This window comes from Leptothoe sp. ISB3NOV94-8A (assembly GCF_043421595.1).
Taxonomy (GTDB): Bacteria; Cyanobacteriota; Cyanobacteriia; order Phormidesmidales; family Phormidesmidaceae; genus Leptothoe; species Leptothoe turfae.
Map to the genome: position 1 here is coordinate 5,468,324 of NZ_JAXSQW010000001.1, position 24,850 is coordinate 5,493,173.

The following is a 24,850-nucleotide window of genomic DNA, read 5'->3' on the forward strand; positions in this document are numbered from 1 at the left end:
TACAGAGCTCATAGAAGCAGCACTACACATTACTTCTTCTACCTTTATATTAAGACATTCCCTTAATTGATCCTAGTCCCTTGGTCAGGCCTAGCCAGATCCCGTGACGATGTCTGCTGGTAAATGCGCAAGATTAAGCTTGATAAATCTATAGCTTAATCAAAGCTATAGATTTGATCTTCATTTTCCAGCCAAAACAACTTGCACTGGCTCCTGAGAAAACTTTAAACTATGTATCATATGCGTAATGACAAAGTGTTACGTTCTGCTTGTGACCCAAAAAACAGTCGATAGCCCATCTCTTCCCCAGACAACCGTAGCCAACTCGGACAATCGGCTGTTGGTCCAGTTTGTATTGGCGGCAACAACAATTTTATTGTGCGTCATTTTGATTATTTGGGGAATTCATAGGGTACAAGTATCCGATCCGTACGTACATGACGTCTTAGCCTCCACAGGAGATCTCGAACGTGGGCAACAGTTATTTTGGCAAAATTGTGCCACCTGCCATGGATTAGAAGGAACTGGAGAAGTTGGACCAGATTTACAGCATGTCTCTGAGCGTAAATCACAGGTAGCACTCATCCAGCAGGTTATTAGTGGTAAAACTCCACCTATGCCACAGTTTCAACCAAATACTCAGGATATGGCCGACCTACTCGTATTTTTAGAAAGCTTATAGGACGGGGTCGCTCTAGGATTTACGCGCTGTGCGCTCTAAACCCAACTGAATTAATCGATCAACCAACTGATCAAACTCCACACCGGCAGCTTTCCATAACATGGGGTACATGCTGGTAGCTGTAAACCCTGGGAATGTGTTGATTTCATTGATCAAGACTTCGCCTGTGTCTTCAAGATAGAAAAAATCTACCCGTGATAGACCGGCACCATCAATTGCCTGGAACGCTTTCATGGCCTGTTCTTGAATCGCTGTCACAATATCGGCTGGCAGCGATGCAGGAATGGCTAAATCAGCCTGGCCACTCGTGTATTTTGTTTCATAGTCGTAGAAATCTGCATCAAAGCTAATTTCACCAATGACCGAGGCTTTCGGATTGTCATTTCCCAAAATGGCACATTCAACTTCACGGGCTACAACACCCACCTCAACAATGATGCGACGGTCATAGCTGGCCGCATTATCCAGAGCCGCTTCTAGATCTTGGCGATCTTTTACTTTAGCAATACCAACGGACGACCCCAAGTTGGCAGGCTTAACAAAACATGGATACCCCAGAGTAAGCTCGATATCGTCGCACAGCTTTGGGAAAACACAGGGGTTGGAATAGACTTGAGATCGCAAAACTTCCATATACTTCACCTGAGGCAACCCTACCTGAGCAAACGCAGACTTCATGGCGAGTTTGTCCATACCCACAGCTGACGCTAAGACGCCACAACCGACATAGGGCATTTGCATCAATTCAAATAGGCCCTGAATCGTGCCATCTTCACCACTGGGCCCATGGAGTACAGGAAACCAAATATCAATATTGGCTACCTGTGTCGGTATACGCTCCGTTGCTAAAACTTCTTGATCATCAGCTACTAGTAGTGGACTACCCGACTTCAGAACATCGTAGGCATCCATCACCCAAGCGCCATCCTTACGAATGTAAACCGGCACCACGTCATACTTCTCAGCATTACTTTTCAACTCTAGCCCTCGAGCAATTGCTTGGGCTGAGAAAATAGACACCTCGTGCTCACCCGAGCATCCACCAAACAATAAGCCTACGCGCATCTTTGCCATTAAGTGAGGCTCCTTTTTATCTCAAAAGGACGTTATTCTGATTTATCAATAAACCGAGCTACAACGAACGCTATTTACGTAAGGCTAAATAAAAAGTTGCTGTGCCCGAGGATCAGAAACGCCAAAATCATATTAAGGGGTTAGCCTATCACAGACTCAACCTACCCATTAGGCAATCTCGATACTCCGTGGCTATCAGCCAATTACAAAAAACTCCCAAGCCCAAAAAGGGCTCAGGAGTCAGACATCAGGGTGCATCTACCAACTAACTGTCCACACAATTCCTACTGACTTCCGGACAGAATAAAAAATCAGTTTTATTTACCAGTGAGACCTCACAATTTGAGCACAAATAATGGTGCTAACATTTCGCTGCTAAAAAATTAGCAAAAAAAACTCCCAGGCCCAAAAAGGGCTTAGGAGTCAGACATCAGGGTGCATCTACCAGCTAACTGTCCATGCCATTACTCCCTACTTCCGGACAGAATAAAATCAAATTGCATTTACAACTTAAGTAGTAGAAATTTGGATCCATCTTTGATCAATTGATAGCACTAAAATCTAGATTTCAGGCAATAAAAAAAACTCCCAAACCCCAGAAGGGCTCAGGAGTCAGACATCAGGGTGCATCTACCAGCTAACTGTCCATGCCATTACTCCCTACTTCCGGACAGAACAAAATCAAATTACATTTACAACTGAATCTTCTTTTTAAACGTCATATCTAATTAAGTAATTGAGTTGATCAAAAATAAACTCCTAAGCCCCACAAGGATTCATAGGTTAGGCATCAGGATACATCTACCAGCTAACTGTCAATACTATTCTTCCCCGCTACCGGACAAAATAGAATCAAGTTTTACTAGCAACCTAGTCCTCATTATTTGGTAAGAAGTAGCAGCATTAATTAGCAAAAAAAAGCTCCCAAGTCCCAGAAGGGCTCAGGAGTTAGACATCAGGGTGCATCTACCAGCTAATTGTCCATGTCATCCCCCCTGACGTCCGGACAGAACTCAAAATCAGCTTCTTTTTCTGTCCTTACCATAAGAAAGCATCAAGATTTTAGCGACCCCGTGTCAAAAACAACATGACCAGAGATAATGCGATTAAACCTTTGACCTTACTCAGGATCTGTGAAATATTTTTTTCTGTCCGACGGCTGGACAACTGGCAGAGTATGGGAGTTTGGCGGCCTTTGGAATGAAATTGCCTGGCAGCGCAAACCAATTATCAACAAATTAGGGCTTTACATCGAAGAAGCCACAGAAAAGCTATGGTTATATCAAGTCGAAGAGGATGTACTAATGGTTGAAGTCTTGCCTGAAGATGAGACTGGCAACCCAATTGGCCAAGTTGTTCTGAAACGGCTCATGACCGCTGATCAAGTCATTGAGAAATTATGTGGCGGTGAGATATCAACCACAGACAACTCCAAACTCTCAATGTCCGAACAGCTAAGCTATCCAACTTAGTTGAATAGCTTAGGAATGTCCGTTCAAAGTGAAGGAGTTTGCTGCACTGGTGCTTGGTTAAATATAGCTCAGCGCACTTATCCTTTGGAGATATGCATTTCAGCAGCTTGCTATATCTTGGAGCTGTTAAAACACCTCTAACCGCTATAGCGTAGAACGCAAGTTGCTAACAGCTCTCTGTAATGAGGCGAGCGCTCGGTTATATCCTAAGGCTGCACTGACCCAGTTACCTTCAGCTTCAGTCAATTCAGACTGGGCTGTCAGCACATCTAACTGTGTCCCCACACCCGCATCAAGACGTAAATTAGCCAATTCCAGGGCGGTAGTAGCCTGAGTGATCGCCGTTCTAGCCGTTCTCACATTTTCTTCATTAGAACGTAGCGTGAAATAGGCCTGCTCCACTTCAAAACGGATTTGATCCAGCTGTTCTGAAAACCGTTCTTCAGCAATATCAGCATTGGCTTCTTGTTGACGAGCTCGGGCTCGAGCGGCACCGCCATCCACCAGTAGCCAGTTTAACTGCGCTCCAAAGCTATAGTTATCCGACGAGTCATCCAACAGATCGCTCCAACTATAGTTAGCAAACAAACTCACCTGTGGGCGAACCGCCGCGCGAGCTGCGCGAGCTTGCTGAGTGCTAATTTCCCGTTGCGCTAACTGCTGCTCTAATTCCACACGGCCTTGGAACGCAAGCAGAATACTATCCTCTAGCGTTAAACTCCAGCGCTCATAGGTTTCTTCCCAGTTATCTGGGGCAGGCACCGGCGTAGCATTAATATTCACCGTAGAGGGGATATTCAGCAGACGCGCCAGGTTACGCCGAGCAATGCGCTGATCTGCTTGGGATTGAATCAGTGCCTGTTGAGCATTGGCTAACTGCACATCTGCCCGCAGCACATCAAAGCGGGTACCTACACCAGCTTGGCGACGCAATTCATTATCCCGCTGGTTCCGCTGTGCTTCTTCCTCAAAGGACCTGTTAATGCGAATCTGTTCACCACTTTCCTGCAAATCATAGTAAAGACTGGTAGTTTGAAGACGAAGCTCTTCGCGACGACGATCAACTTCCAGCTCATTCAAACGGACTTGCTCTTTTGCGGCTCGGACTGAAGCAACTCGCTGGCCTGATGTGAATAGATCATAGTTCACCTGCACCGATGCATTGAGGGTGGTATCAAGCTCATCCTCCCCCACCGTAGTCCCAAAGATTGTTTGCGAATCCGACTCTTGGGCCGTCACATCTGCCGACGTGCTCACGGTGGGAGAAAAAGCAGCCCGCGCTTCCGCCAGGGTTGCCTCAGCCTGCTCCAGCTCTAGCAAAGACGCTTGCAAATCTTGATTATTAAAGTAAGCAAGCTCAATCGCTTCTTCCAGCGAAATTGTTTGCTCGTCACCTTCTTGCAGCAATACTTCCGCCTCTAACGTAGGTACAGTTAACGGATTAGGGTCTGCAAGCAATTCTGTAGGTGGCAAATTACTTTCATCTAGCAAGTCATCACTAGATGTAGATTCGGCCTGACCAGTTGCTGGCACAATTTCTTCACTATCGACCGCAGATGGCTGCTCAGCTCCATCACTATCTACAGCTGCGGGGTCTTGTTCTTCATCTAAAGCTGCGGGTTCTGCGGGATCTGCCTCATCAGTAGACGGAATCGTATCCGGAGCAACCTCTCCCTCAGATTCGTCCTGCTCAGACAACTCAGGCAGTTGAGACATTTGGGTTAGCTCTGGCGGTAAAGCAATTCCATGAGCCCTTGACGACTTTGCTGAAAACGTCGGTGATGCCGCACTTGCCATAACAGCAGGAGCCAGCATATCTGGGAAAGAATCGGCATGATTACCGCTACTTACTTCAGTCTCCTGCACATCTAACTGAGCTGTGATCAAAGGCAGCGAGGTACCACTTGGATCATCATCAATTAAGACCTTAGCGTGCGCTGGAAGAGGCAGTAGGGACAATGCGCCTCCAAGCACAGCTATGCGGATCAAAAGCGAGTGGTTGATGTATCCCATAGTGTTTGCGTCAGTTGGTAGCTAATAAATTTAGTAAATTCGTACACAAGCTCGTTTTTCAAGCAGCTTACACAGATATACAAGCAATCGAGCCCAAGGCCGCCCATTCATTAAGAAATTCTCATTCAATAGCAATTGAATCAGACTTACAAGCTGACAATCGTCATAATTGAGAGAATTAAAGCTTAGAGCTAATCGGTGCAATCTGGAGTGGCACAGGCCGCTAATAACTCGGTAATATCGTCCACTGGCCAGACAGGACACTGAAGATGATGACTTAGCTCCGATAAGGACAGATCATCTAGGAAATATGTGTTCTCAGGTGTAGCATGCTGTCCCCGCTTCAACATCAAAGACGGCAGTAACACTCCATCCCCTAAGTTGCGTTCCTTTAGCTTTTCTAAAATATCGTAACCCGTCAGTAAGCCAGTAACAGTAATCTCCTGCCCCCAATACTCACTGTTTAGAGCCGCCATAGTAACTGTTAGCCCCCTTACCTGGTTGATTCGTTCCAAAATGGGCTCAAACGCCTTTTCAACAGCGTTACCAACCACCCAGGTTAGATGTTTAGAGGTATTGATAGATTCAGGCAATTTCTGAGCTGCTGCCTCAAACTGCTTCAGAAATAAACGAATAGACCCTACACCGTTGCCAATTTGGGGATAGGCCTCATAGTGAGCCTCTGGTGGCAAGCTACGTCGTGCAATTAAAAACCATTCGTCTGCCAGCCAGGCAAATGTGGAGCCCAAGGTGTCTTTGAATTCAGACTGTAGCTGTGTGACCTGCTCAATCACCTCATTAGCTTTAGCGGTGTTGACAGGGATGAGCTCGTCTTCTGTTGGACGAAACTGAGTAAGCCCAACTGGAACAACAGCGGCTGAAGCAACAGCAGGGGTATCACCAACATGAAATTGAGCTAAATCACGCAACGTGTGCTCTAAATGTGGACCATCATTAATGCCAGGACAAACAACCACCTGTGCGTGGATTTGTAGACGGTTCTCTTGAAACCATTTGAGCTGCTCTAAAAGTAAGCCAGCACGAGAATTCTTCAGTAAGCGCTGACGCAGTTCTGGTTCGGTGGCATGGACCGAAACGTACAACGGAGACAAACGCAAACGTGCAATCCGTTCCCATTCTGAGGGAGGCAGATTGGTCAGTGTCAGATAACTACCGTACAGAAAACTAAGGCGATAATCATCATCTTTCAGGTATAAAGTGTCTCGCTTACCAGGAGGTTGCTGGTCAATAAAACAAAAAGGGCAACGATTATTGCACTGGATCAGGTTGTCAAAGAGAGCACTTTCAAATTCCAGGCCCAGATCTTCGTCATACTCCTTTTCAATCTCAACGGTGTGGCTATCCCCGGCGGCGTCTAATACTTCCAGGGTCAACCATTCATCCGAGCAAAGAAATCGATAGTCAATTAAATCACGGGGACGATCACCATTGATCGAAACCAACCGATCGCCAGGCTCAAAGCCAATAGCTTCAGCAATAGAATCACTGAGAACACTGGTAACGACAGCCGGTTGGATAGACGCACTACGCATAAACCATCGGGCTAGACAATTAATCCATAATACTTAGGGAAACCACCTATTGTGGGAATAAATAAAAGCAAAAACGCCCTAAACGTTTTGAATAGTCTTAGTAGCTAATCCAATTAAAATAGCGACGCCAAAGGCCAGGCGATACCAAACAAAAACCCAGGTACTATTGCGCCTTAGAAATTGAATTAGCCATGCGATCGCAAGATACGAAGAAATCACCGCCGCAATCAAGCCACCGACCAGGGGCACCAAACTTGCATCGCCCACTGTCGCCATCTCATCCAGCAACCCCTTAAGTTCTACTAGACCAGACAGCAAAATAGCTGGTGTCCCTAGCAAAAACGAAAAGCGTGCTGCCGTATCTCGCTCCAGACCTAAAAACAAACCGGCTGTTAGCGTTGAACCTGAACGAGATACACCAGGAACCAGGGCCAGGGCCTGACCGATGCCAACGCCAACGCCATCCCAGAGGTCTAACTTCTCAAACTTGCGCTTACGAGAGCCTACCTTTTCAGCAATGCCCAAAAGGACGGCCATCACAATAGATGTAATTGCGATCGCTTGGGTACTCCGAATCACTGACGTCTCATACTGCGTTTCAAAAAACAGCTTGATGATTAGGCCACACAATACGATCGGAATCGAGCCCAGAATTATACCTACCCCCAAACGAAAATCTGAAGACTGATAGCGCTTTGCAATGGCCGCCTTGATCGTATTGCGAGTCACTTTGGTCAAATCATCCCAGAAGTACCACAAGATTGCAGCTAAACTACCAAGCTGAATCACAGCCGTAAATGCTACACCAGGATCGCCCCAACCTAGCGTTACAGGCACAATTTTGACGTGAGCGGTACTACTAATAGGCAAAAACTCCGTCAGTCCCTGCACAATGCCAATCACAATGGCTTGAAGCAGGTTAATTTGCGCTGCTTGACTCGTAGGTGCTTGGGCCAAAAGCTCAAATAATTGGCAAACAAACATGAAAAATGCTCCAAAGCTCGAACTTTATCAATTAGGTCTAGCGCAGACCACTCCTATAGGACACGAACCATTCACAACTACATCCGGACTACCTCGACAAGCTTTTACTGATGCGCCATATCAGCACTTTGGAATCCAACTGCACTGAAATTAAGAATGTCGGTATGGGTGCACCACAAAACCCTCGGCAGGCAGTCGCAAGTATGTATCAACAGACAAACCGCTCATAGACTGAAGCATGATCCTCAGCTAAGCAGCAACCCAAAGAAAATCTGAAGTTTAGCAAAGATATATCCAATGCTCGCTAAGGTACATGCTGGCAAGACAAATCAGAACTGAAAATTCCTTATCAGCAATTTTTAATTGGGTTCTCCCTAAAAATTTACATACTGCAATATTATCTAGGTCGCCATTTACGAGGCTACGGTTCCTGAGTGGCTCAATTGACATGTTATGTTAACAATAATTAACCTCTCTCAGAATTCAATTGAATTCATCAGGAAGTATTGCTATCCGAAACTTCACCTCAAACCCAACTCACTGAACAACTAACGCTACGTTCTGATGAGCATGCAGCTCATCGGTTACCTGCATTCCTAGCATCTGCTTTCTTGGTCAGTGTGCCCGTTTTTTTTCAAGCCCCCCTTGTGCGGTTTCAGCCTTGGGTGAGCTTATTAATGACCTTTATTTGGCTATTCGGTGGGATCTATGCCCTGCGTCAGCACACATACAAACTCTGGGGAGACTTGGCCATTGGGTTTTCCTGGACATGGCTCGCTGGCAGCCTTTACTGGGGATGGCTGAGGGAAAATCCCTATGTCCACTTACCCGTTGAAGCCATTGGGTTACCCATCGTCATTATTTTAATCAGCCAGACTCGCCTTAAGATTGGCAGTTATTTTTATGTAGGGTCTTTACTGGGTACTGCTATTACGGATCTTTATTTCTACTGGGTCAATCTAATTCCCTATTGGCGACAAGCCATGACCGTGGAACCCACAGAGGCAGGTAATGTTTTGCAGGCAGCTCTACTACAGATTGAAAACCCTATTGCTGTCGCCAGGGCGTTGGCATTGCTCATAGCACTTATCTGTGTTGGCACCCTAGCACTCAAATCTAACCAAACCCATTGGTGGGCATTCGCTGGGGCAGTGCTAAGCACAATTCTGGTAGATGCGCTATTCCTACTTGCGGCAATCCTGGCATAAATAAGTAAGAGGCCCCATAAGCTTGTCTGCAAGAGCCTTACCGCTAAACGGCGTGACTTTCTTGACAAATAAGCAAGATTATTCGAATCTAGGCACCTGGTGGGGACTTAGAAAAATTAGCCTTAGCGTTGAAGATCTAGATAACGTATGAAGCTTTGACCATGAATCCTTAGGATCAGCAGTATTGTGTATGTAATGCATAATAAATAAGCACAAAGGCTATAGTGCTGTTAGGAGCAGTAGCGTTAAGGTATAGGACATAGCTGACTCGAAGCGTCGAGGTATAGTGTTATTCCCTGAAAAGACCCCTCAAGTTGGACCTTACCTGGTCCTAAAAACAGACTCAGGTCAACGTCACTTATCGTTGATGGGTAATAGTTGTTGGACTATTGGCCGCAGCGACGATAATAATTTTGTTCTGCCCGATCGCTGGATTTCCCGCAACCATGCAATGCTGCAATTTATGGAAAGCGGAGAATTCTATTTGATCGACTTAGGTAGCCGCAATGGCTCATTTGTGAATGGCCGTCGAGTCAGTGTGCCAGTTACCCTACGGAATGGGGATGCTCTAACCTTTGGGCAGACTGAATTGCAATTCTATTGTCCTGCACCAGAACCCGTTAACACCAATAGTAATAACTCACTGAGCTCACACGACTCTACCGCAACCGCTACACTGCACGTGCGTCGTTTGATTTCGGTCATGGTGGTCGACATCCGAGACTTCACAGTCATGACCCGGCAGATCGATGAAAAGATTTTATCAGAAGTCATCGGCACCTGGTTCCGTCATGCTGGCAACATCATTGGCGAGTACGGTAGTTGGGTCGATAAATACATTGGTGATGCTGTGATGGCCGTTTGGATTCATGGCACCCAGGCGGTAGAAGCTGAGGAAATGTTGAAAATCAGCCGCGCCATTAGTGCACTGAATGAGATGACGCGTCAGCTTCATAAGCAATTTCCCCTCCCTTTCCCGTTACGGGTGGGAGCTGGTGTGAACACTGGCTATGCAGTCGTAGGTAATACAGGTACAGGAGACCGTCCTGACTACACGGCCCTAGGTGACACCGTCAATGCGGCCTTCCGCTTTGAAAGCTCCACCAAACAGCTAGGCCTAGATGTAGCGCTGGGGGCAGAAACTTATAAGTACTTGAGTAAGCTGGGAGCCAACGAACAAACATTTAAGCGCTATTCAGCTTTGTTAAAGGGTTATGACAAACCGTTAACGACCTATGCATGCACGTTTTCAGACTTGGATAGATTTTTGATCAGTTACGATCGCAAATCCTCAGTTCCAATAAAATCCTCGTCTGTGCAGTCATCCTAAATTAGGGCTCAGGTGAGCATTTGCGTAACGGTCCGCAAAGGATTATCACCATTACTCAACATTGGCACAGCGAAAGTGATAGGCTGCTCATTAATGCTGTGTATGAGATTTAAATAAATCCGGCGGAGAGATGAAACAATTCTTTGGCCTATTAATGGCGCTTGGACTGGTATTTGGTACTTTGGTGAGCGATGCTCAGCCCGCAGTAGCCAATATGTTGAATGGCGGTACGGTGTTTCTGGCAGAAGCTAACTTACCTCGCAACGCAGTGGATGACAAGCTGGCTACAGAGTATGGCTATAAGCTTGATGTGAATAACACTAACGTTGCAGCGTTTAGGAAGTATCGGGGCCTATTTCCGACGATTGCAGGCAAAATCATTCGGAATGCTCCCTACGAGAACCTGGAGGATATCTTAGAAATCCCTGGACTTAGTGATGTTGAGAAATCACGGATTCAAGAGAACATGGACATATTTACTATCTCTCCACCTAACCCTGCTCTAGTGGAAGGTGACGACCGTTACAACAATGGTGCTTACAAGTAAGCAAGCATTCCCAGACTTGAATATTGGGTAAATCTCAAAATTTCAATTCCCTGGTATTGTCTTTATCTATCATTGCTCTTGATAGAGTGGTTTAATCCCTCTGTCAGGAGCAATTTTTATTGGTGCACTCCTCTTCGTCCTATGCTGCGTTGCCATCACAGTTTGATGTTTTAGTCGTCGGTGGTGGAGCTGCTGGCCTGTATTCAGCCCTTTGTTTACCCGCAACGCTCCAAGTAGGCTTAATCACAAAAGATACGCTGTCCATCTCCGCCAGCGACTGGGCACAGGGAGGAATTGCCGCTGCGATCGCACCTGACGATGCCCCAGAACTCCACATTGCCGATACTCTCAAAGCTGGCGTTGGTCTATGCGAGCGCCAAGCCGTAGACGTGCTAGTTAGACAGGCAGGGGAATGTATTCAGCACCTGACCCAAATGGGTGTGGCATTTGATCGCAAAGGCGAGCAGCTAGCAATGACCCTAGAGGCGGCCCATTCTCGGCGTCGAGTGTTACATGCCGCCGATACCACTGGACGAGCCGTAGTCACCACACTGGCAGATCAAGTACTCCAACGCCCAAATATCCACGTCTTTAACCAAGCCCTAGCATTAGACCTATGGATGCATCAGGGAGAATGCCTTGGTGTACAGCTGGTCCACAGTCAACAACTAAAGTTGGTAAAGGCTAACGCCGTCGTTCTAGCCACAGGTGGCGGTGGTCAAATCTATTCACAAACGACCAATCCCACTGCCAGCACAGGGGATGGTGTGGCCATGGCCTGGCGAGCGGGAGCCACCCTACGGGATTTGGAATTTATGCAATTTCATCCCACAGCCTTAACCCAAGCAGGGGCTCCTCGCTTTCTCATTAGTGAGGCTGTCAGGGGAGAAGGCGCACATTTGATTGATATTCATGGCCGTCGGTTTGCCTTTGACTATCATCCTGACGGCGAATTAGCCCCCAGAGATGTGGTCAGTCGAGCTATTTTTAATCATCTTCAGAGACATCCAGATGAGTCTGTGGTGTATCTGGATCTGAGGGTGATTGCCCCAGAGCGAGTGAAACATCGGTTTCCCAATATCATTCGCAAATGTCAAAAATGGGCAGGTATTAACGTCTTTGAAACGCCGATTCCCGTCTCACCTGCAGCCCACTACTGGATGGGCGGAATAATCACTAACCTTGGTAGTCAAACGACCATACCTCGCCTCTATGCCGTTGGTGAAAATGCCAGCACGGGTGTACATGGTGCTAATCGATTAGCTAGTAATTCATTACTGGAATGTTTGGTATTTGGAGCACAGCTGAAGGACATTACACCACAACCACTAGCAGATTTATCTCAAAGCGATAGTGCTGCTAGTGATGAATTAACCACGCCCCCGGATTTAGATGAGGTTGCTAGTTGGCTCCAGCAACATCGAACAGCCATTGGGCAATTGGTGTGGCAAAGTGCAGGCATTGCCCGTGAAGCCAACCAAATGAATGCGGCACTGGATCAGCTAGAACAATGGAAAACCGAGTTCGACGCATTACCGCTGACACAGATAGTAAACAGGGTGAACGAACAGAAAAATCATACGCTCCCTGCAACGCTAGATTTCACAATACTCCGTCTTTGGACAGAAACTCGCAATCTATTAACCGTGGCCAAATTAGTGCTTGAAAGTGCCCTGTTTCGCACTGAAAGTCGCGGTGGGCATTACCGCAGTGATTATCCTGAAACAGATGCTACCTGGCAGGTGCATACCCTAGTTCAAGATGGAATTTGTTTGCGATCGCAGCCCATCCAGCAATAAAGCACTTCCTCCCTTAGTCAGCAGATAGTTCTCTCTAGCGAATTTTGTCCCTTTGCTGACTCATAACAATCTGCTCCATCATTTCTTCAACACTCATTGCTGACTTACGACATGACAGACCGCGACATACTAACCCGGCCTCTCCATCCGATAAATTTTGATGCACTAAAACAACGGTAGGTAAGTAACTACGCGATAGTTTAGTGACATTCTCTGCATGCGTTCTGACCAGGGTGTGATGACGATACCAGTCGAGGGCTTGAAACAGGGTTGGACAAGCCCTAGTCGCCTGCTCCATAACGATGCTAAAAGACTTTAGAGCCTTTTCAGCATGATCTAAATAGGTTAAATCTTCAGTGAGTAGGAATAATCGCATCAGGCTGGCAATAGCCACACCATTAGCTGCTGGCGTTGCATTATCTTGATAGCTTCGTTCTCTGATCAATAAACTCTCACTGACATCGCTAGCCGTGTTGTAATACCCATTGGCTACATCACTCCAAAGCCATTGGTCAAACTCAGCTTGAATGTTCTTGGCATGGGCTAACCAGTCTGCTGCTGTACCCTTCGACAACCCAAGACTAGCTTGCTGAATATCCAACAGAGCCTTGATAAATAAGGCATAGTCTTCGGCCTGAGCTAATACAGCAGGGACCCCATCGTAATTCAACCGATGAAAGCGTCCATTTATCCATTGGTTTTCTAAAATAAACTGAGCTGCTTCAACCGCTAAATCTAGATACTCCATCTGGTTAAAGACAGCCGCCGCACGAGCTAAACCAGAAATCATCAGGCTATTCCATGCGACGATCATTTTGGTATCAGTGACAGGGGGAATGCGACCTGGCCACGCCGAGTTTTTGGCAGCATGAGCATCGATTGCTGGTGCAAAGGTTGCCAAGGCAGGTTGACCGTAGCGCACAGCAAACAGTTTTTGCAAGGCAGACTCTGTCCCTGGCTTAAGCGCTCCAGGCTGCTGCCGTTGGAGCACGATATTACCCTCAAAATTGCCTTCAGCCGAAATAAAAAAGTCGGCGTTCAGGTCAGCAAATTCCGCATCTGTTAAAAGTTCTCGCAGATCGGTCTCACGCCACACATAAAACGCCCCCTCTTCAGGTTCAACGTCATTAGGGGTGACAAAACTGTCGGCATCTTGGGCGGCATAGAAATACCCCGCCCACATCTCACGCTTTAGCCATTGAACAGTTCCAGCAACCGCTCTCTCAAAGGCAGGTTCCTGATGTCCCTGACTCCATAAATCTGCCAAGTACTCCATGATCAAACCATTGTCATAGAGCATTTTTTCAAAATGAGGCACCGTCCAATTTGGGTCGACGGTGTAGCGATGGAAACCGCCAGCTACATGGTCATATATCCCCCCAAGGGCCATATCCACTCCTCGACGCAGACAAATTTCCTCAGGATTCAGCTCGTCTGTGGGCTCCACCCAACGAATAGAACGTAAAGCACTGAGCCCATAGGGAATCATGGGAAAACTGGTGCCTTGCCCCGATGGCATCAGGATTTTCACACTGGCGGCCAATCCACGGACTAGCAACTCTGTACTGAGGTTGTCGTCTGCGGGCAACAACGTTGACTGCTGTAGCGTTTCTAAAATCTGAGATTTGACTGCACCCACTTTAGGCTGATCTGTATCGTAGAGATTGCGCAAAATCTCTAACAGTTTCAAAAAACCAGGACGACCATAGCGAGGCTCAACGGGGAAGTAAGTGCCTCCATAAAAGGGCACTAAATCATCAGGAGATAGAAAAATATTGAGCGGCCAGCCTCCTTGTCCTACAAGCATCTGAAGGGCTTGCATATAAATGCTATCAAGATCGGGACGCTCCTCACGATCAACCTTGATAGGCAAAAAGTTGGCATTGAGATAGGTAGCTATTTCACTATCCGAAAAAGCTTCCCCTTCCATTACCGTGCACCAATGGCAGCTAGAATAGCCCACCGACAGAAAAATTGGCTTATTGTCACGTCTTGCTGCCTCTAATGCGTCATCACACCAAGGCCACCAGTCAATTGGATTTTCGGCGTGTTTACGCAAGTAGAGACTTTGACTTTGGGCAAGACGATTCACCATAGGTCAGGGAAACAAAGAACTGTTGCCCCCTGAGTCTATCAAGATTAGCCATAATGATGTGCTTAAGAACAGCCTTCAGCCCATGTGACGGCAGGGAATTGTCCAGTGCGAAACTGGGTGACTCGGCCTTCTTTATCGGTTTCAAAGACGAGGCTATACAGGTTACTGCCAGCAGCCTCCGAGGTTAGTGTGACATAACTGCCGTCGGTGTATGGATGGGGCGTCACGTCTATCTGTCCGTCATAAACGGCATCAATCTCTTCAATGGTGGAACCAATGCCAAGACCACTCAGGGTTTTAATTGGACTCTCCGACCAAATATCAATTCGAATTACTTGATCATTCACCACCATGAGGCCAATGCCATCAATCGACGCGACACGGGTTGCCTTTTCAGGATCATAAACTTCTGGTAAGTAGTACTGGCACAATTCTGACTGGGTCATCGGAGCCACGACAAAACTAACCTGGGCAGCATTGGCTGCCTCTTGAATAGACATTCCCAGTCTTACTGGGCCTAAACCGCCAATGGATACGGCTTCTTTTTCTAACGGCTGTAGGATATCCAAGCGTTGATGAACCTTACTAATCAGAGCGCCAACCGCCGTAGCTCTAACCATGATGTGAGTCACCAAGGCGGACACAGGGCGCAATGTGGAGATTTGCCCAGTCATCATTACACAGCCACTCATACCAAGAGCAGGTAAAGCGATGACCAGTAAACGCTTGGCACGACCCACTGTAGATTTTAATTTGGACTTTCTAAATCGTAAAATCATCAGTCAAGAAAGTAGCAAGCTATGGTAGCTCACTGTCAAGAAATAACCACTTACGCAAAAGCTTAATAGAAAGAATAATTTAGAAATGTAAGTAATAACGCTTAAGTCGATCCTTTTCTGATTTATCTTTATATCGGGAATATATTTTGATTAATCCTCTATTAAGGGATTAGGAGTCTGCTGTGTCACAAATTCCGTCTGACCCAGGTACTGATAATAATCGTCGTCGCTCAGTTGACTATGATGAACTGATTGCTTTATTTGTAGCATTTCTAACCTTGGGCAGCGTATTATTTTGGGGGTTGACCCGATCCGGGGTGAACTTGTTGGGGCAAGCGGGACTCTTTAATGCCGATAGTGCACCTTCTGTAGCGGGTGCGTTCGACGCAGGAGAGCGACTGGGTCGAGCTGAAGACACTGATAGTAGCCTGGAAGCTGAAGCTGATGGAGATGGTATTGGCTTTGGCACTGTAGAGGATATTGGTTCAGGTAGTGCTGGCGTCCTTAGGAATAGCAATCAGGCGCTAGAAAGAGCAGCTGAGGATCCCTTTCTGAAGGGTCCCTCTCTGAACAATAGGGTTACTAGTCAGACAACAACGGTACCGTCGCGTTCTGACATTCAGACATCTGCCTCAACGGAGCTGCCTCAACAATCGGCGCAGCCTGCACAAACGGATACGGCTGCTGCCCCAACGAACCAGGAGCCTTTGGAGTCAAGCCGTGAGGCGCTTCAATTTCAGGATGTGCCTGACGATTATTGGGCTAAGCCCTACATTGATGCTCTCAGTGAGCGATTGGTCTTGGATGGTATTTCTGAGGGTACGTTTGCTCCTGAGCAACCAGTGACACGGGCACAGTTAGCGAGTGCAATTGCTCAAGCATTTCCCCTAGAAGATCAAGAGGCCGCGATCGCATTCTTGGATGTTGAGGAAGGCTATTGGGCAACCGAAGCCATCGACAAAGCCGTAAAAGGTGGCTTTATGAGTGGTTTCCCTGATGAAAGCTTCCAACCTACACTACCGGTACCTCGTGCCCAGGTCCTCACGGCCTTAGTTACAGGGCTGAATAGCACTATCCCCACAGACACTCAAACCATAGTTAATCTCTACAGCGATGCCGCAGAGATCCCTAGTTGGGCAATTGACAAAATGGCGGCGGCTACCCAAGCCAATATTGTCGTTAACTACCCCAACTTGGATATGCTCAATCCCAATCAGCCTGCTACCCGTGCCGAAGTTGCAGCGATGATTTATCAAACGTTAGCGAACCAAGGGAGAGTTGACTCCATTGATGGAGACTACGTAGTTCAACCTTAGGCGTATATGATTGAGGGCCTCATTATTGGTGTTGATGAATGGGGTTCACTAGCCGCGTAACTTTTGGCAATATGAGCCCACTCAACGCCCGCTTGAGTGTGACTACGCAAATCTATCTCCAGCTGAATAAAACACCAGAATCTCTAGCATTAAGCAAGGTTTAAAAGAACCGGGGCTAGTTATTTATTGGACCAACTACCGTCTATGCCTTTATGCAGGCCATGGGTCCCGTGAACGATCATCTGGCAAGTTGCTGTGTTCGTCAGAGCGTCGAAGAAAAGCCAGCTTTATTTGAGTGGCCATGAAGACAAATAATTTTAAGGTGTATTTCTTGAAATAAAGCTCAGGTGCTACACCGTTGCTAGTAGCCATAAGGCAAACTAAACTCGTCTGAATAAGTATGTTTGAACGTGTGGAGGTTCCCCCTTGGCAGATGCGATCGCAATTTACCTAGTCAATGAAGAGGAGCTCCAGACCGATCATCCTGATAGTGCTGCCTGGTGCCAGGCAGCCGGATTTTCTGGTCAAACTGGCAAAGTATGCTTAATTCCCGATGCCACTGGCAAAATTGGCAAAGTCTTAGTGGGGCGTCCCGACACCATAGATACCTGGACCCTGGCAAGTCTACCCAAAACATTGCCAGCAGGGACATACACCTTGGGCAATGCGTTAGCTATCGCTAACGCGACCAAACTGTATTTGGGTTGGCAGTTGGGCAGCTATAGCTTTGAGCGCTACAAACTGACCAAAACCAGCATTCTTGCAAAACTACACCCCCCTGATCATGTAGATGTAACCTACGTTAAAGCCGCAACAGAAGCCACCTATCTAGTACGCGATCTGATCACCACACCCTCCAACAATATGGGGCCTGATCAGCTTGAGGAAACAACCCGCAGCTTAGCTGAGCGCTACGAAGCCAAAGTGGAAGTCATTGCAGGTGGCGATTTAGTCATCGAAAATTACCCGATGATCTATGCCGTTGGAAAAGCCAGCACCCGTGCGCCTCGCCTGATTGATCTGCGCTGGGGCAATCCAGACGCCCCCAAAGTCACCCTGGTAGGCAAAGGAGTTTGCTTTGACAGTGGCGGCTTAGACGTTAAATCAGCCACTGGCATGCGCCTCATGAAAAAAGACATGGGGGGAGCAGCCCAGGTGCTAGGGCTAGCGCAGATGATTATGGAAATCGGCTTACCGGTCAACCTCAGAGTATTGGTGGCAGCCGTTGAAAATAGCATTGCGGGCAATGCCCTACGCCCCTTGGATATTTTGACATCCCGCAAAGGAACAACCATCGAAGTAGGCAATACAGATGCTGAAGGACGCTTAATATTAGCCGATGCCTTATGGGAAGCTAGCAGCGAAGACCCAGACTTACTGATTGACTGTGCCACCCTTACCGGTGCTGCCCGTGTTGCCCTTGGCACTGAACTGCCAGCCTTTTTCTGCAACGACAATGGGGTCACTAAAACATTACTTGATGCAGGTCTAAATATAGACGACCCACTCTGGAATCTGCCTTTACATACGGCCTATCGCTCCATGCTAGATAGTCCAGTAGCTGACATGAATAATATTGCCAGCGGCTCCTATGGTGGTTCCATTACAGCAGCTCTCTTTTTACAAGAATTCGTTCAGCCAGACATCTCCTGGATCCATGTAGATTTTATGGGTTACAACCTCCGGAGCTTGCCCGGACGCCCTGAGGGAGGGGACGCCATGGGCATGAGAGCACTGTTTGAATTGATCAAACAGCGTGTAACTTAAAATACACTCTACTCCCCACACTCAGTGTCTCTACTTAGAGCACACAACGTTGGCATCAAGGGTGATAGTCATAAAGCAAAGTGTTGATAGCCACACCAACAATTTAGTCAATCGCAGTTGACGTTTCTTAATAATTTTCGTTACTGTTAATTACATAAGACAACGCTTGCACTTATTGACCGGCTGGTGTTGCCCTACATCGCAATATCATCAGCACTTTAAATAGGAGATTAAATATGGCTATCGTATTGGCACTTTTGATCGTAGGTTGGCTAGCCGCTGTACTGATTGGCTCTCAAGCATACTTCCTAGGCGAGCAATCTAAACCCATTCATGAGCGTAACTGGCGTTCTGATTCCTTCGACGCCCTATCTCAAACTATCACTGGACGTGAGACTAGCTTCAGCACTCGTACTCCTGCCTATAGCTATGACGCATTCTCAAGTCGAAGCTTAGAGGGTTAACCCTCTCGTATTAGCTGTAGAGCTGGTACTCATAGTGAATCTACATTCACTGTCTCCAATTCATTCCAACTCCATGCCTCTTGAACTGCGGTTTGAGAGGCATGGATGTATCTAGGACTAAGCGATAACTTGTATGGCAAGCAGTTCTATCACTCAAACTTAAGACGTAGCATCACCAGCTACAACAATCCTCGATAACGAATAAATGTCAGAATAGCCGCCCAAGATCCCAAAGCTACTTTAACCGCCACTAAAATATTGAGCAGTGGAATCCAGCCACCACTGACTAACGTGCCGACTTGGCCGTTGGGTAAAGCAATGCCGACTAACGAAAGCACTGCTAAAACAATAAAAACCAGCACTGCTATCTTTTCCCAAATAGCAGCCCCCCAACGTTGATAAATATCCTCCATCCATTTTGGTGACGAGGTAATCGCCACAAGGCCAATCGCTGTACCGCCCGCAACACCAGCAGCAAAACCGCCACCGGGGCTCAAATGCCCCCGAATTGCCAACTCAATACCCACTAAGGCTGCAATCGTTGCGCCTAACCGTGCCAATACTACAGATGGGTGATCGGTAAATTGGTAAATCGTGCAGGAAGGCTGTTCATTAGCAAGCAAAAAGCGTGCCCCCATAATTGCTAGGGTAAAAACAACAACTTCAAAAATGGTGTCATAGAGGCGGTTTCTAAAAATAATGCCTGACACCGCATTCGACACACCCGTATCTTGCACGATCACGTCAACAATAGAAACCTCAGCCATATCAGTAGATGGATTAGGAAAAACCAGCATCTTAATGTAGAGAGCAACTCCAGCAATCACATAAATCCACTTCATAGTCCTTTCCCTCTGGATAAATTAGCGGTTTCTACATCAGCAAATCTGAGGTTCACTAACTCATGAGACAATTTAGCCTGCAAGATCTCATATAGACGACGCACACGAATTTGCAAGTCACCAGTAGGAGCCGTTAGCTGATCAGAGTTCTCGGAATTTGGCACCATGAAAACCGCATGAATTTCTTTATTGGCTAATGCTGTCTGCAGGGTAGAAGTCTGAGTGAATGGAATCACTTCCAATCTCAGATGCTTTTCTTGAAGATGAGTGCGTAAAGAAGATAACAAGGCCTCATAGCCTGGACATTCACTACTCGCGGTTTCAACCACCCCTAGCCGCATACTCATCGAGGAGCGTACCGCTACTGCATAGAGGGTAATTGATAACATTGTGCCAACCAAAGCCTCGGTCAGAGCAACATCAGCCGCACCAAACATTGCATAGACTAAGGCTGCAACAGCACCAAGGATGCCACGAATCACTAGCGCATTGTATGGATTTACTTGTGACACCAACATACTGGCTGTCATGGGTAGCAGGAGAAGTATTGCAACCGTATAAATATCTTCAGTCATAACGTCCCTCATTTGAGCAGTAAGCCAGAACATAACCCAACACCGTATTCCAAAGAGACAGAGAAATCAGTGCTAGCAAAAGCAAGGGCCATTCTCTCGGAATTTTGAGCAAGAGACCCACAATAATGCTCATTGAACCAAGGGTGTCAGAAACAGACAAACTATGTAGTTTAAAGAGGACGGAGCGATGCCCCAGCAACGGTAATGTGCCCCAAAACCAAAAGATTAGACCAATTACAATACAGCTATAGCTGATGACATTAATAACAGTATCTATCATGATTCATTCACCCGTCTCAGCACATGAGCTAACAACATTAATGCAGCATTGCCAACACTTAAAATTAGGACTCCAACAACACCAATCATCCAGTCATCACGTAGGATAGAAAGCATCAGAATCATGACTGATGTTTTGGTGGCAATGCTGGCAAATGCCAACATTTTTTGCCAGATATCGTCATCTTGCCAAGCTTCATAGATTGGTATCAACAAAGCACCGATCATGGCTAATAAAATACCGTTCATGGGCGTTTCCTCCGCTCAACTTGATGGACCTCATACCAGCCATCCTCACGACATTTAAGGACAATTGTTTTAGGTGTAAACGTGATTAAAAAGATATCGAGAAAAATCAAGCCAGGTGTTCGAAAAGGGCGTACACGCTCTCGCGTTATTACCTCCTTTGCATGGGGACGCAATATAATCTCAAACGCTTCAAAATAAGCCTTGGGAATAGCTAAGACAATTTCCCAGCAGACTCGCAACAACTCTTTTAACCAGCGCTTCCAAGAAGCGGGAACAGTATACCGGTGAGGAATGAACCAGGCAACAAAGAGTCCAATCGCAATGTTTGCTGGACTTAAATCAGCTGTGAGTAAAAACCAAATCGTCAGTCGCAGTAATAAATCTGGAATACTCATTACACCAACACCATACTAAACAGCAACACTAAAATCAGGCTCATTGCACCAATCAAATGTTCAAATTGTTCAGCAGCACGGGGCAGTTCAAACTTAAGTCTTCTAACACCTATGAAGTAAATCAACCAGCCTGCAATAATGACCAGCAATGCTTTGACAATATTAGGAAGTGTATACCCCCCTAAAAAGAAACTATTGGCTGCAATAAGGCCGCCCAACAACACTATCGTCGCTGACCAAAATCCACGGGACGGTTTCTTATCTGAGATGGCGAGTTTTTCAAATGGTAAAAAGATAAATCGGGCAAATGCAACTGCTGTACCAATGGCTGCAAGGGTAAGTACTGTGGATTGCCAAGGTGCCATTAATTTTAAGGTGAGCGCTTTAGCACCGAAACCAGCCATTAACGGAAAACCTGAAATAGACAGACTAGCGGCTGTCAGTACACCCCACACAGGAAACTGTATAGGCATCTGACGCAATTCTTGAAAACTGCGACTTTGTAAATTGCCTGCGACTAAAAAAAGCAATGCCTTGGCTAAACCATGACTTAGTGCATAAAAACCTGATGCCGCTGGCGCAGCCACAACAAATCCTAGCTGAGAAATCGTGCTGGATGCCAGCATTCGCTTTGTGTCTTTTTCAAAGATTGCGTAGCCCACACCGAAAAGCGCTGTGGCTATACTAAATAATTGAAGAATCGGCTGAATATCATCAACTAACAGCGCACACCGTGCCAAGGGATAAACACCTGTATTGACCACTACACCAGATAGTATTGCTGAGACAGGTGTTGCGGCTTCGGAATGGGTTAACGGCAGCCATAAACCCGATACAAACATGCCGCCCTTAGTTAAAAGGCCCAACATGATAAGTGCGATCGCATCTGCAGGAGACGTCTGTAAACCTGTGTAGGCAAACGATCCATTCGCCTGATACACTAGCACTGCTCCAATTAGATAAAACAGCATGGCCGTATTGCTGACAAATAAATAGCGCAAGCCCACCCAAATAGAACGATCCGTTCGTGGATAGGCAATCAGCAAAAAAGCAGCAATACCAACGACTTCTAAGGCTACATACAAACTAATGAAATCAGCACAGATGAAAACGGCATTGACACTGCCGTGCAAAATTATCATCTGCGTAAAAAAGAAAGCCGATTTCTCTTGCTCCCAACAATAGAGCAGCACCGCAACTGTTACCAGGGCATTTCCTAAAATAAAGTAACCACTCAGTGAATCCGCTAAAAGAGTTACACCAAAGTTGTCTAATAGACTTATATCGAGGGCATCTGGCATTTGAAATAAGGCCAAACCATAGCCTATTGAAACCAGCGCAACACCCATGGCCAGATAACGATCTAACTTGGGCAAAAGATAGATGCTAAATCCAATTAAGAGCGGTAATGCAATCCAAGCAATCGTTAAAATCATCATGGCGTATTACTCTTTTCAATCTCGGAAATCTCCAGAGTCGGGTTATCCCGTGACAGCTTCATCACCCCGACCAGCATCAATGCTTGAATCGAAAAGCCAATCACAATAGCCGTCAAAATCACAGCTTGAGGCACCGGATCCGCATAGGCCCCAGAGTCTGCTCCCAATTCGATCCCAGCCCCAGATCCTAAGATGGGCGTAAACAAACCGCGATGCGATGCCACAAGCACATAACAGGAAATGACACCAGTGCTCATCACATCCATAGAGAGAATTTTCATCATGAGGTTTTTCTTCAAAATAATTCCAAAGAAACCACCCATGACCGTGGCAAAAATACAGGCTTCGAGTACAGCAATCATTGATTTAAATATCAAACAAACAGCTGGTTGATTCAGATTATGAGGAATATCCTGTCACTTCAATTGAGCACAACAGAAGTGGCAGGATATTTAATCTGTCCCCGGCAACAGAGGATTGGACTAGCGACTTTAATCTGTCGCTGGCAACACGTCACTAGACGACATCTCCACATTAGATCCTTTCAGCGTCAGCTGAAGTAGTGGAGGCGCTAAGAATGTGGTCAGGATTACCATCACGATAATCGCCGCTTCCAAAGGTCGATCCAATACCCCGCTAGCAGATCCAATTCCAGCAAAGACAAGACCCACTTCACCACGAGGAATCATGCCAACACCAATGGCCATACGGTTAATTCCAGGCTGACCAAACACAGCCCAACCGGTAACTAACTTACCTACCACAGCTACCGCAATTAAGAAAGCGGCAATAATTAAACCAGCCCGATTTTCAGCAACCATAGGATTCAAAACTCCCAGGTCTGCTTTCGCACCTACAGTAACAAAAAAGATTGGTACCAGGATATCGGCAATCGGCATAATTTGCTGATCGAGTTCTTTGCGCTTGTCAGTTTCATCTAGCACAAGACCTGCTGCGAATGCACCTAAGATGGCTTCTAGATGTATAGCGCTAGCAAAACAAGACATTACCAAAGCAAACGTAAACGCAGGGATCAACAATGCACCACGAGTTTGCAACTTATCAGCAATAGCAACAAATCCTGTATTGAAAAACTTACCGAGGAGAATAGCTCCTAGCAAAAAGCCACTGGCACTGATGATGAGATAAACCACATTTAGCAGATCTACCTCACCTGTCTTAGCCAGACTAGCCACAACTGCTAAGACGATAATGCCTAAAACATCATCAATGACAGCAGCTCCAACAATAATTTGACCTTCTTTAGACTTTAAGTGGCCTAACTCCGATAAAACCTTAGAGGTAATACCAATGCTAGTCGCAGTTAGCGCTGCTCCCGCAAAAATGGCAGGAATAACAGGAACATGGAAAATCGATACCAAGCCTACGGTGCCTAAGGTAAAAGGAACAACTACCCCGACAACAGCTACCACAGCAGCTTGAAAGCCGACCTTACTCAATTCACGTAAGTCAGACTCTAAGCCAATTTCAAATAGCAGAACGATAACACCTAATTCTGCCAATACTGAGATTACTTCACTCTGCCCCTCAAAGACACGTATTGCTGCATCCGCATCCAGATGCCCCATCCATTGCACTAATTGAGCAATCAATGAATCTGTAATCGTTGCGGTGTTTTCAGGAAACATCAACAGATGTAGAGCAGAAATACCAACAACAACACCCCCTACTAATTCACCTAATACGGGAGGTAAATCAAGGCGCTTTGATAGCTCACCACCAATCTTACTAGTGGCATAGACTGTTATCAAACTCAGCAGCACACCCATCAAAATAAAAGGGCTGAACTCAGCTGGCAAGACTTCTGCAAATGTCCATGGGGTTGATGGCCACGTGTCTATCAACTGATCCAGGGATAACGCTGACACGTTATTGAACAACATGAGTAAATCCTCTTTGCTTCATAGTTTTAAAGTGTTTTTGTCTTAAATTCAGTATGAAAAATATGCACTCTCCCAAGATAAATA

At 46.4% G+C, this 24,850-nt stretch carries 24 protein-coding genes; 10 read left to right on the top strand and 14 right to left on the bottom strand.

All coding sequences use genetic code 11. The features are described from left to right. The first annotated feature begins 271 nt into the window (after positions 1–271). On the top strand, positions 272–682 hold the full coding sequence (locus tag SPB21_RS23410; RefSeq protein WP_225920325.1) for a c-type cytochrome: 411 nt from the start codon (positions 272–274) through the stop codon (positions 680–682). Between the two features lie 12 nt (positions 683–694). Here SPB21_RS23410 and SPB21_RS23415 read toward each other — a convergent pair whose 3' ends face one another. Further along, a complete protein-coding gene (locus SPB21_RS23415; RefSeq protein WP_499867833.1) occupies positions 695–1,756 on the bottom strand; it encodes a D-alanine--D-alanine ligase family protein in 1,062 nt (353 codons plus the stop codon). 1,133 nt (positions 1,757–2,889) lie between these two features. On the opposite strand from SPB21_RS23415, the gene SPB21_RS23420 reads away from it, so the two are divergent. After that, entirely contained in the window at positions 2,890–3,228 is a 339-nt protein-coding gene (locus SPB21_RS23420; RefSeq protein WP_163701834.1) for a hypothetical protein, read from the top strand. Between the two features lie 144 nt (positions 3,229–3,372). On the opposite strand, the gene SPB21_RS23425 is transcribed toward SPB21_RS23420, so the two are convergent. From SPB21_RS23425 to SPB21_RS23435, 3 genes are all read right to left on the bottom strand, one after another. Then, entirely contained in the window at positions 3,373–5,241 is a 1,869-nt protein-coding gene (locus tag SPB21_RS23425) for a TolC family protein (RefSeq protein WP_499061592.1), read from the bottom strand. Positions 5,242–5,432: 191 nt separating this feature from the next. Next, positions 5,433–6,794: a TIGR03279 family radical SAM protein gene (locus SPB21_RS23430; protein ID WP_499061593.1), complete on the bottom strand. Its 1,362-nt coding sequence runs from the start codon at positions 6,792–6,794 to the stop codon at positions 5,433–5,435. 78 nt (positions 6,795–6,872) lie between these two features. Beyond that, on the bottom strand, positions 6,873–7,778 hold the full coding sequence (locus tag SPB21_RS23435; RefSeq protein ID WP_499867834.1) for an undecaprenyl-diphosphate phosphatase: 906 nt from the start codon (positions 7,776–7,778) through the stop codon (positions 6,873–6,875). 506 nt (positions 7,779–8,284) lie between these two features. Between SPB21_RS23435 and SPB21_RS23440 the strand changes: the two genes are divergently transcribed. The 4 genes from SPB21_RS23440 to nadB all read left to right on the top strand — a co-directional run bounded on the left by SPB21_RS23440 (position 8,285) and on the right by nadB (position 12,662). Then, complete coding sequence (locus SPB21_RS23440; protein ID WP_163659844.1) at positions 8,285–8,986, top strand: DUF3120 domain-containing protein; 702 nt, start codon at positions 8,285–8,287, stop codon at positions 8,984–8,986. A gap of 367 nt (positions 8,987–9,353) precedes the next feature. Next, entirely contained in the window at positions 9,354–10,316 is a 963-nt protein-coding gene (locus SPB21_RS23445) for an adenylate/guanylate cyclase domain-containing protein (RefSeq protein ID WP_250564677.1), read from the top strand. Between the two features lie 130 nt (positions 10,317–10,446). Beyond that, on the top strand, positions 10,447–10,863 hold the full coding sequence (gene psbU / locus SPB21_RS23450) for a photosystem II complex extrinsic protein PsbU (protein WP_163701827.1): 417 nt from the start codon (positions 10,447–10,449) through the stop codon (positions 10,861–10,863). Between the two features lie 122 nt (positions 10,864–10,985). Next, positions 10,986–12,662 carry an L-aspartate oxidase gene (gene nadB, locus SPB21_RS23455; RefSeq protein ID WP_163661657.1) on the top strand — a complete coding sequence of 559 codons (1,677 nt, stop codon included), beginning with the start codon at positions 10,986–10,988 and terminating at the stop codon, positions 12,660–12,662. A 34-nt stretch (positions 12,663–12,696) separates the two neighbouring features. Here the strand turns inward: nadB and SPB21_RS23460 are convergent, their stop codons facing one another. Further along, on the bottom strand, positions 12,697–14,757 hold the full coding sequence (locus SPB21_RS23460; protein WP_163659850.1) for a thioredoxin domain-containing protein: 2,061 nt from the start codon (positions 14,755–14,757) through the stop codon (positions 12,697–12,699). Between the two features lie 62 nt (positions 14,758–14,819). Further along, on the bottom strand, positions 14,820–15,536 hold the full coding sequence (locus SPB21_RS23465; RefSeq protein ID WP_499061595.1) for a hypothetical protein: 717 nt from the start codon (positions 15,534–15,536) through the stop codon (positions 14,820–14,822). Positions 15,537–15,718: 182 nt separating this feature from the next. On the opposite strand from SPB21_RS23465, the gene SPB21_RS23470 reads away from it, so the two are divergent. The 4 genes from SPB21_RS23470 (at position 15,719) to SPB21_RS23485 (ending at position 19,083) form a co-directional block, all read left to right on the top strand. Further along, positions 15,719–16,852, top strand: coding sequence for an S-layer homology domain-containing protein (locus tag SPB21_RS23470; RefSeq protein ID WP_499867835.1), 1,134 nt, complete (start codon positions 15,719–15,721; stop codon positions 16,850–16,852). A 212-nt stretch (positions 16,853–17,064) separates the two neighbouring features. Beyond that, positions 17,065–17,157 (top strand): hypothetical protein, encoded by a 93-nt coding sequence (locus SPB21_RS23475; protein WP_499867836.1) that lies wholly within the window; start codon positions 17,065–17,067, stop codon positions 17,155–17,157. Between the two features lie 121 nt (positions 17,158–17,278). After that, positions 17,279–18,619 carry a leucyl aminopeptidase family protein gene (locus SPB21_RS23480; protein ID WP_499867837.1) on the top strand — a complete coding sequence of 447 codons (1,341 nt, stop codon included), beginning with the start codon at positions 17,279–17,281 and terminating at the stop codon, positions 18,617–18,619. Positions 18,620–18,855: 236 nt separating this feature from the next. Continuing rightward, positions 18,856–19,083, top strand: coding sequence for a photosystem II protein, Psb35-related (locus tag SPB21_RS23485; RefSeq protein WP_163659858.1), 228 nt, complete (start codon positions 18,856–18,858; stop codon positions 19,081–19,083). Positions 19,084–19,262: 179 nt separating this feature from the next. On the opposite strand, the gene SPB21_RS23490 is transcribed toward SPB21_RS23485, so the two are convergent. The 8 genes from SPB21_RS23490 to SPB21_RS23525 all read right to left on the bottom strand — a co-directional run bounded on the left by SPB21_RS23490 (position 19,263) and on the right by SPB21_RS23525 (position 24,766). Then, entirely contained in the window at positions 19,263–19,925 is a 663-nt protein-coding gene (locus SPB21_RS23490; protein WP_163659867.1) for a Na(+)/H(+) antiporter subunit B, read from the bottom strand. Beyond that, on the bottom strand, positions 19,922–20,500 hold the full coding sequence (locus tag SPB21_RS23495) for a DUF4040 domain-containing protein (RefSeq protein ID WP_163659869.1): 579 nt from the start codon (positions 20,498–20,500) through the stop codon (positions 19,922–19,924). Before SPB21_RS23495 ends, SPB21_RS23490 begins: the two co-directional genes overlap by 4 nt. Next, positions 20,493–20,780 (bottom strand): monovalent cation/H(+) antiporter subunit G, encoded by a 288-nt coding sequence (locus SPB21_RS23500; RefSeq protein ID WP_163659871.1) that lies wholly within the window; start codon positions 20,778–20,780, stop codon positions 20,493–20,495. The genes SPB21_RS23495 and SPB21_RS23500 overlap by 8 nt, the downstream gene beginning before the upstream one ends. Continuing rightward, entirely contained in the window at positions 20,777–21,028 is a 252-nt protein-coding gene (locus SPB21_RS23505) for a hypothetical protein (RefSeq protein ID WP_163659873.1), read from the bottom strand. Before SPB21_RS23505 ends, SPB21_RS23500 begins: the two co-directional genes overlap by 4 nt. Next, complete coding sequence (locus tag SPB21_RS23510) at positions 21,025–21,423, bottom strand: Na+/H+ antiporter subunit E (RefSeq protein ID WP_163659875.1); 399 nt, start codon at positions 21,421–21,423, stop codon at positions 21,025–21,027. The genes SPB21_RS23505 and SPB21_RS23510 overlap by 4 nt, the downstream gene beginning before the upstream one ends. After that, the gene (locus tag SPB21_RS23515; RefSeq protein ID WP_163659877.1) at positions 21,423–22,862 is read right to left on the bottom strand and encodes a cation:proton antiporter; all 1,440 of its coding nucleotides are present in this window, start codon (positions 22,860–22,862) and stop codon (positions 21,423–21,425) included. Before SPB21_RS23515 ends, SPB21_RS23510 begins: the two co-directional genes overlap by 1 nt. Then, positions 22,859–23,224, bottom strand: a complete 366-nt coding sequence (locus tag SPB21_RS23520) for a cation:proton antiporter subunit C (RefSeq protein ID WP_163701819.1) — start codon at positions 23,222–23,224, stop codon at positions 22,859–22,861. Before SPB21_RS23520 ends, SPB21_RS23515 begins: the two co-directional genes overlap by 4 nt. A 129-nt stretch (positions 23,225–23,353) precedes the next feature. Next, positions 23,354–24,766 (bottom strand): cation:proton antiporter, encoded by a 1,413-nt coding sequence (locus tag SPB21_RS23525; protein WP_499867838.1) that lies wholly within the window; start codon positions 24,764–24,766, stop codon positions 23,354–23,356. Between the last annotated feature and the right edge of the window lie 84 nt (positions 24,767–24,850).

What these genes read in the sequence shown, in the direction of transcription:
- SPB21_RS23415 (WP_499867833.1), bottom strand. Translation starts at nt 1,756, where the DNA reads ATGGCAAAGATGCGCGTAGGCTTATTGTTTGGTGGATGCTCGGGTGAG.
- SPB21_RS23425 (WP_499061592.1), bottom strand. Translation starts at nt 5,241, where the DNA reads ATGGGATACATCAACCACTCGCTTTTGATCCGCATAGCTGTGCTTGGA.
- SPB21_RS23430 (WP_499061593.1), bottom strand. Translation starts at nt 6,794, where the DNA reads ATGCGTAGTGCGTCTATCCAACCGGCTGTCGTTACCAGTGTTCTCAGT.
- SPB21_RS23435 (WP_499867834.1), bottom strand. Translation starts at nt 7,778, where the DNA reads ATGTTTGTTTGCCAATTATTTGAGCTTTTGGCCCAAGCACCTACGAGT.
- SPB21_RS23445 (WP_250564677.1), top strand. Translation starts at nt 9,354, where the DNA reads ATGGGTAATAGTTGTTGGACTATTGGCCGCAGCGACGATAATAATTTT.
- psbU (WP_163701827.1), top strand. Translation starts at nt 10,447, where the DNA reads ATGAAACAATTCTTTGGCCTATTAATGGCGCTTGGACTGGTATTTGGT.
- SPB21_RS23460 (WP_163659850.1), bottom strand. Translation starts at nt 14,757, where the DNA reads ATGGTGAATCGTCTTGCCCAAAGTCAAAGTCTCTACTTGCGTAAACAC.
- SPB21_RS23465 (WP_499061595.1), bottom strand. Translation starts at nt 15,536, where the DNA reads ATGATTTTACGATTTAGAAAGTCCAAATTAAAATCTACAGTGGGTCGT.
- SPB21_RS23475 (WP_499867836.1), top strand. Translation starts at nt 17,065, where the DNA reads ATGCAGGCCATGGGTCCCGTGAACGATCATCTGGCAAGTTGCTGTGTT.
- SPB21_RS23485 (WP_163659858.1), top strand. Translation starts at nt 18,856, where the DNA reads ATGGCTATCGTATTGGCACTTTTGATCGTAGGTTGGCTAGCCGCTGTA.
- SPB21_RS23490 (WP_163659867.1), bottom strand. Translation starts at nt 19,925, where the DNA reads ATGAAGTGGATTTATGTGATTGCTGGAGTTGCTCTCTACATTAAGATG.
- SPB21_RS23495 (WP_163659869.1), bottom strand. Translation starts at nt 20,500, where the DNA reads ATGACTGAAGATATTTATACGGTTGCAATACTTCTCCTGCTACCCATG.
- SPB21_RS23500 (WP_163659871.1), bottom strand. Translation starts at nt 20,780, where the DNA reads ATGATAGATACTGTTATTAATGTCATCAGCTATAGCTGTATTGTAATT.
- SPB21_RS23505 (WP_163659873.1), bottom strand. Translation starts at nt 21,028, where the DNA reads ATGAACGGTATTTTATTAGCCATGATCGGTGCTTTGTTGATACCAATC.
- SPB21_RS23510 (WP_163659875.1), bottom strand. Translation starts at nt 21,423, where the DNA reads ATGAGTATTCCAGATTTATTACTGCGACTGACGATTTGGTTTTTACTC.
- SPB21_RS23515 (WP_163659877.1), bottom strand. Translation starts at nt 22,862, where the DNA reads ATGATGATTTTAACGATTGCTTGGATTGCATTACCGCTCTTAATTGGA.
- SPB21_RS23520 (WP_163701819.1), bottom strand. Translation starts at nt 23,224, where the DNA reads ATGATTGCTGTACTCGAAGCCTGTATTTTTGCCACGGTCATGGGTGGT.
- SPB21_RS23525 (WP_499867838.1), bottom strand. Translation starts at nt 24,766, where the DNA reads ATGTTGTTCAATAACGTGTCAGCGTTATCCCTGGATCAGTTGATAGAC.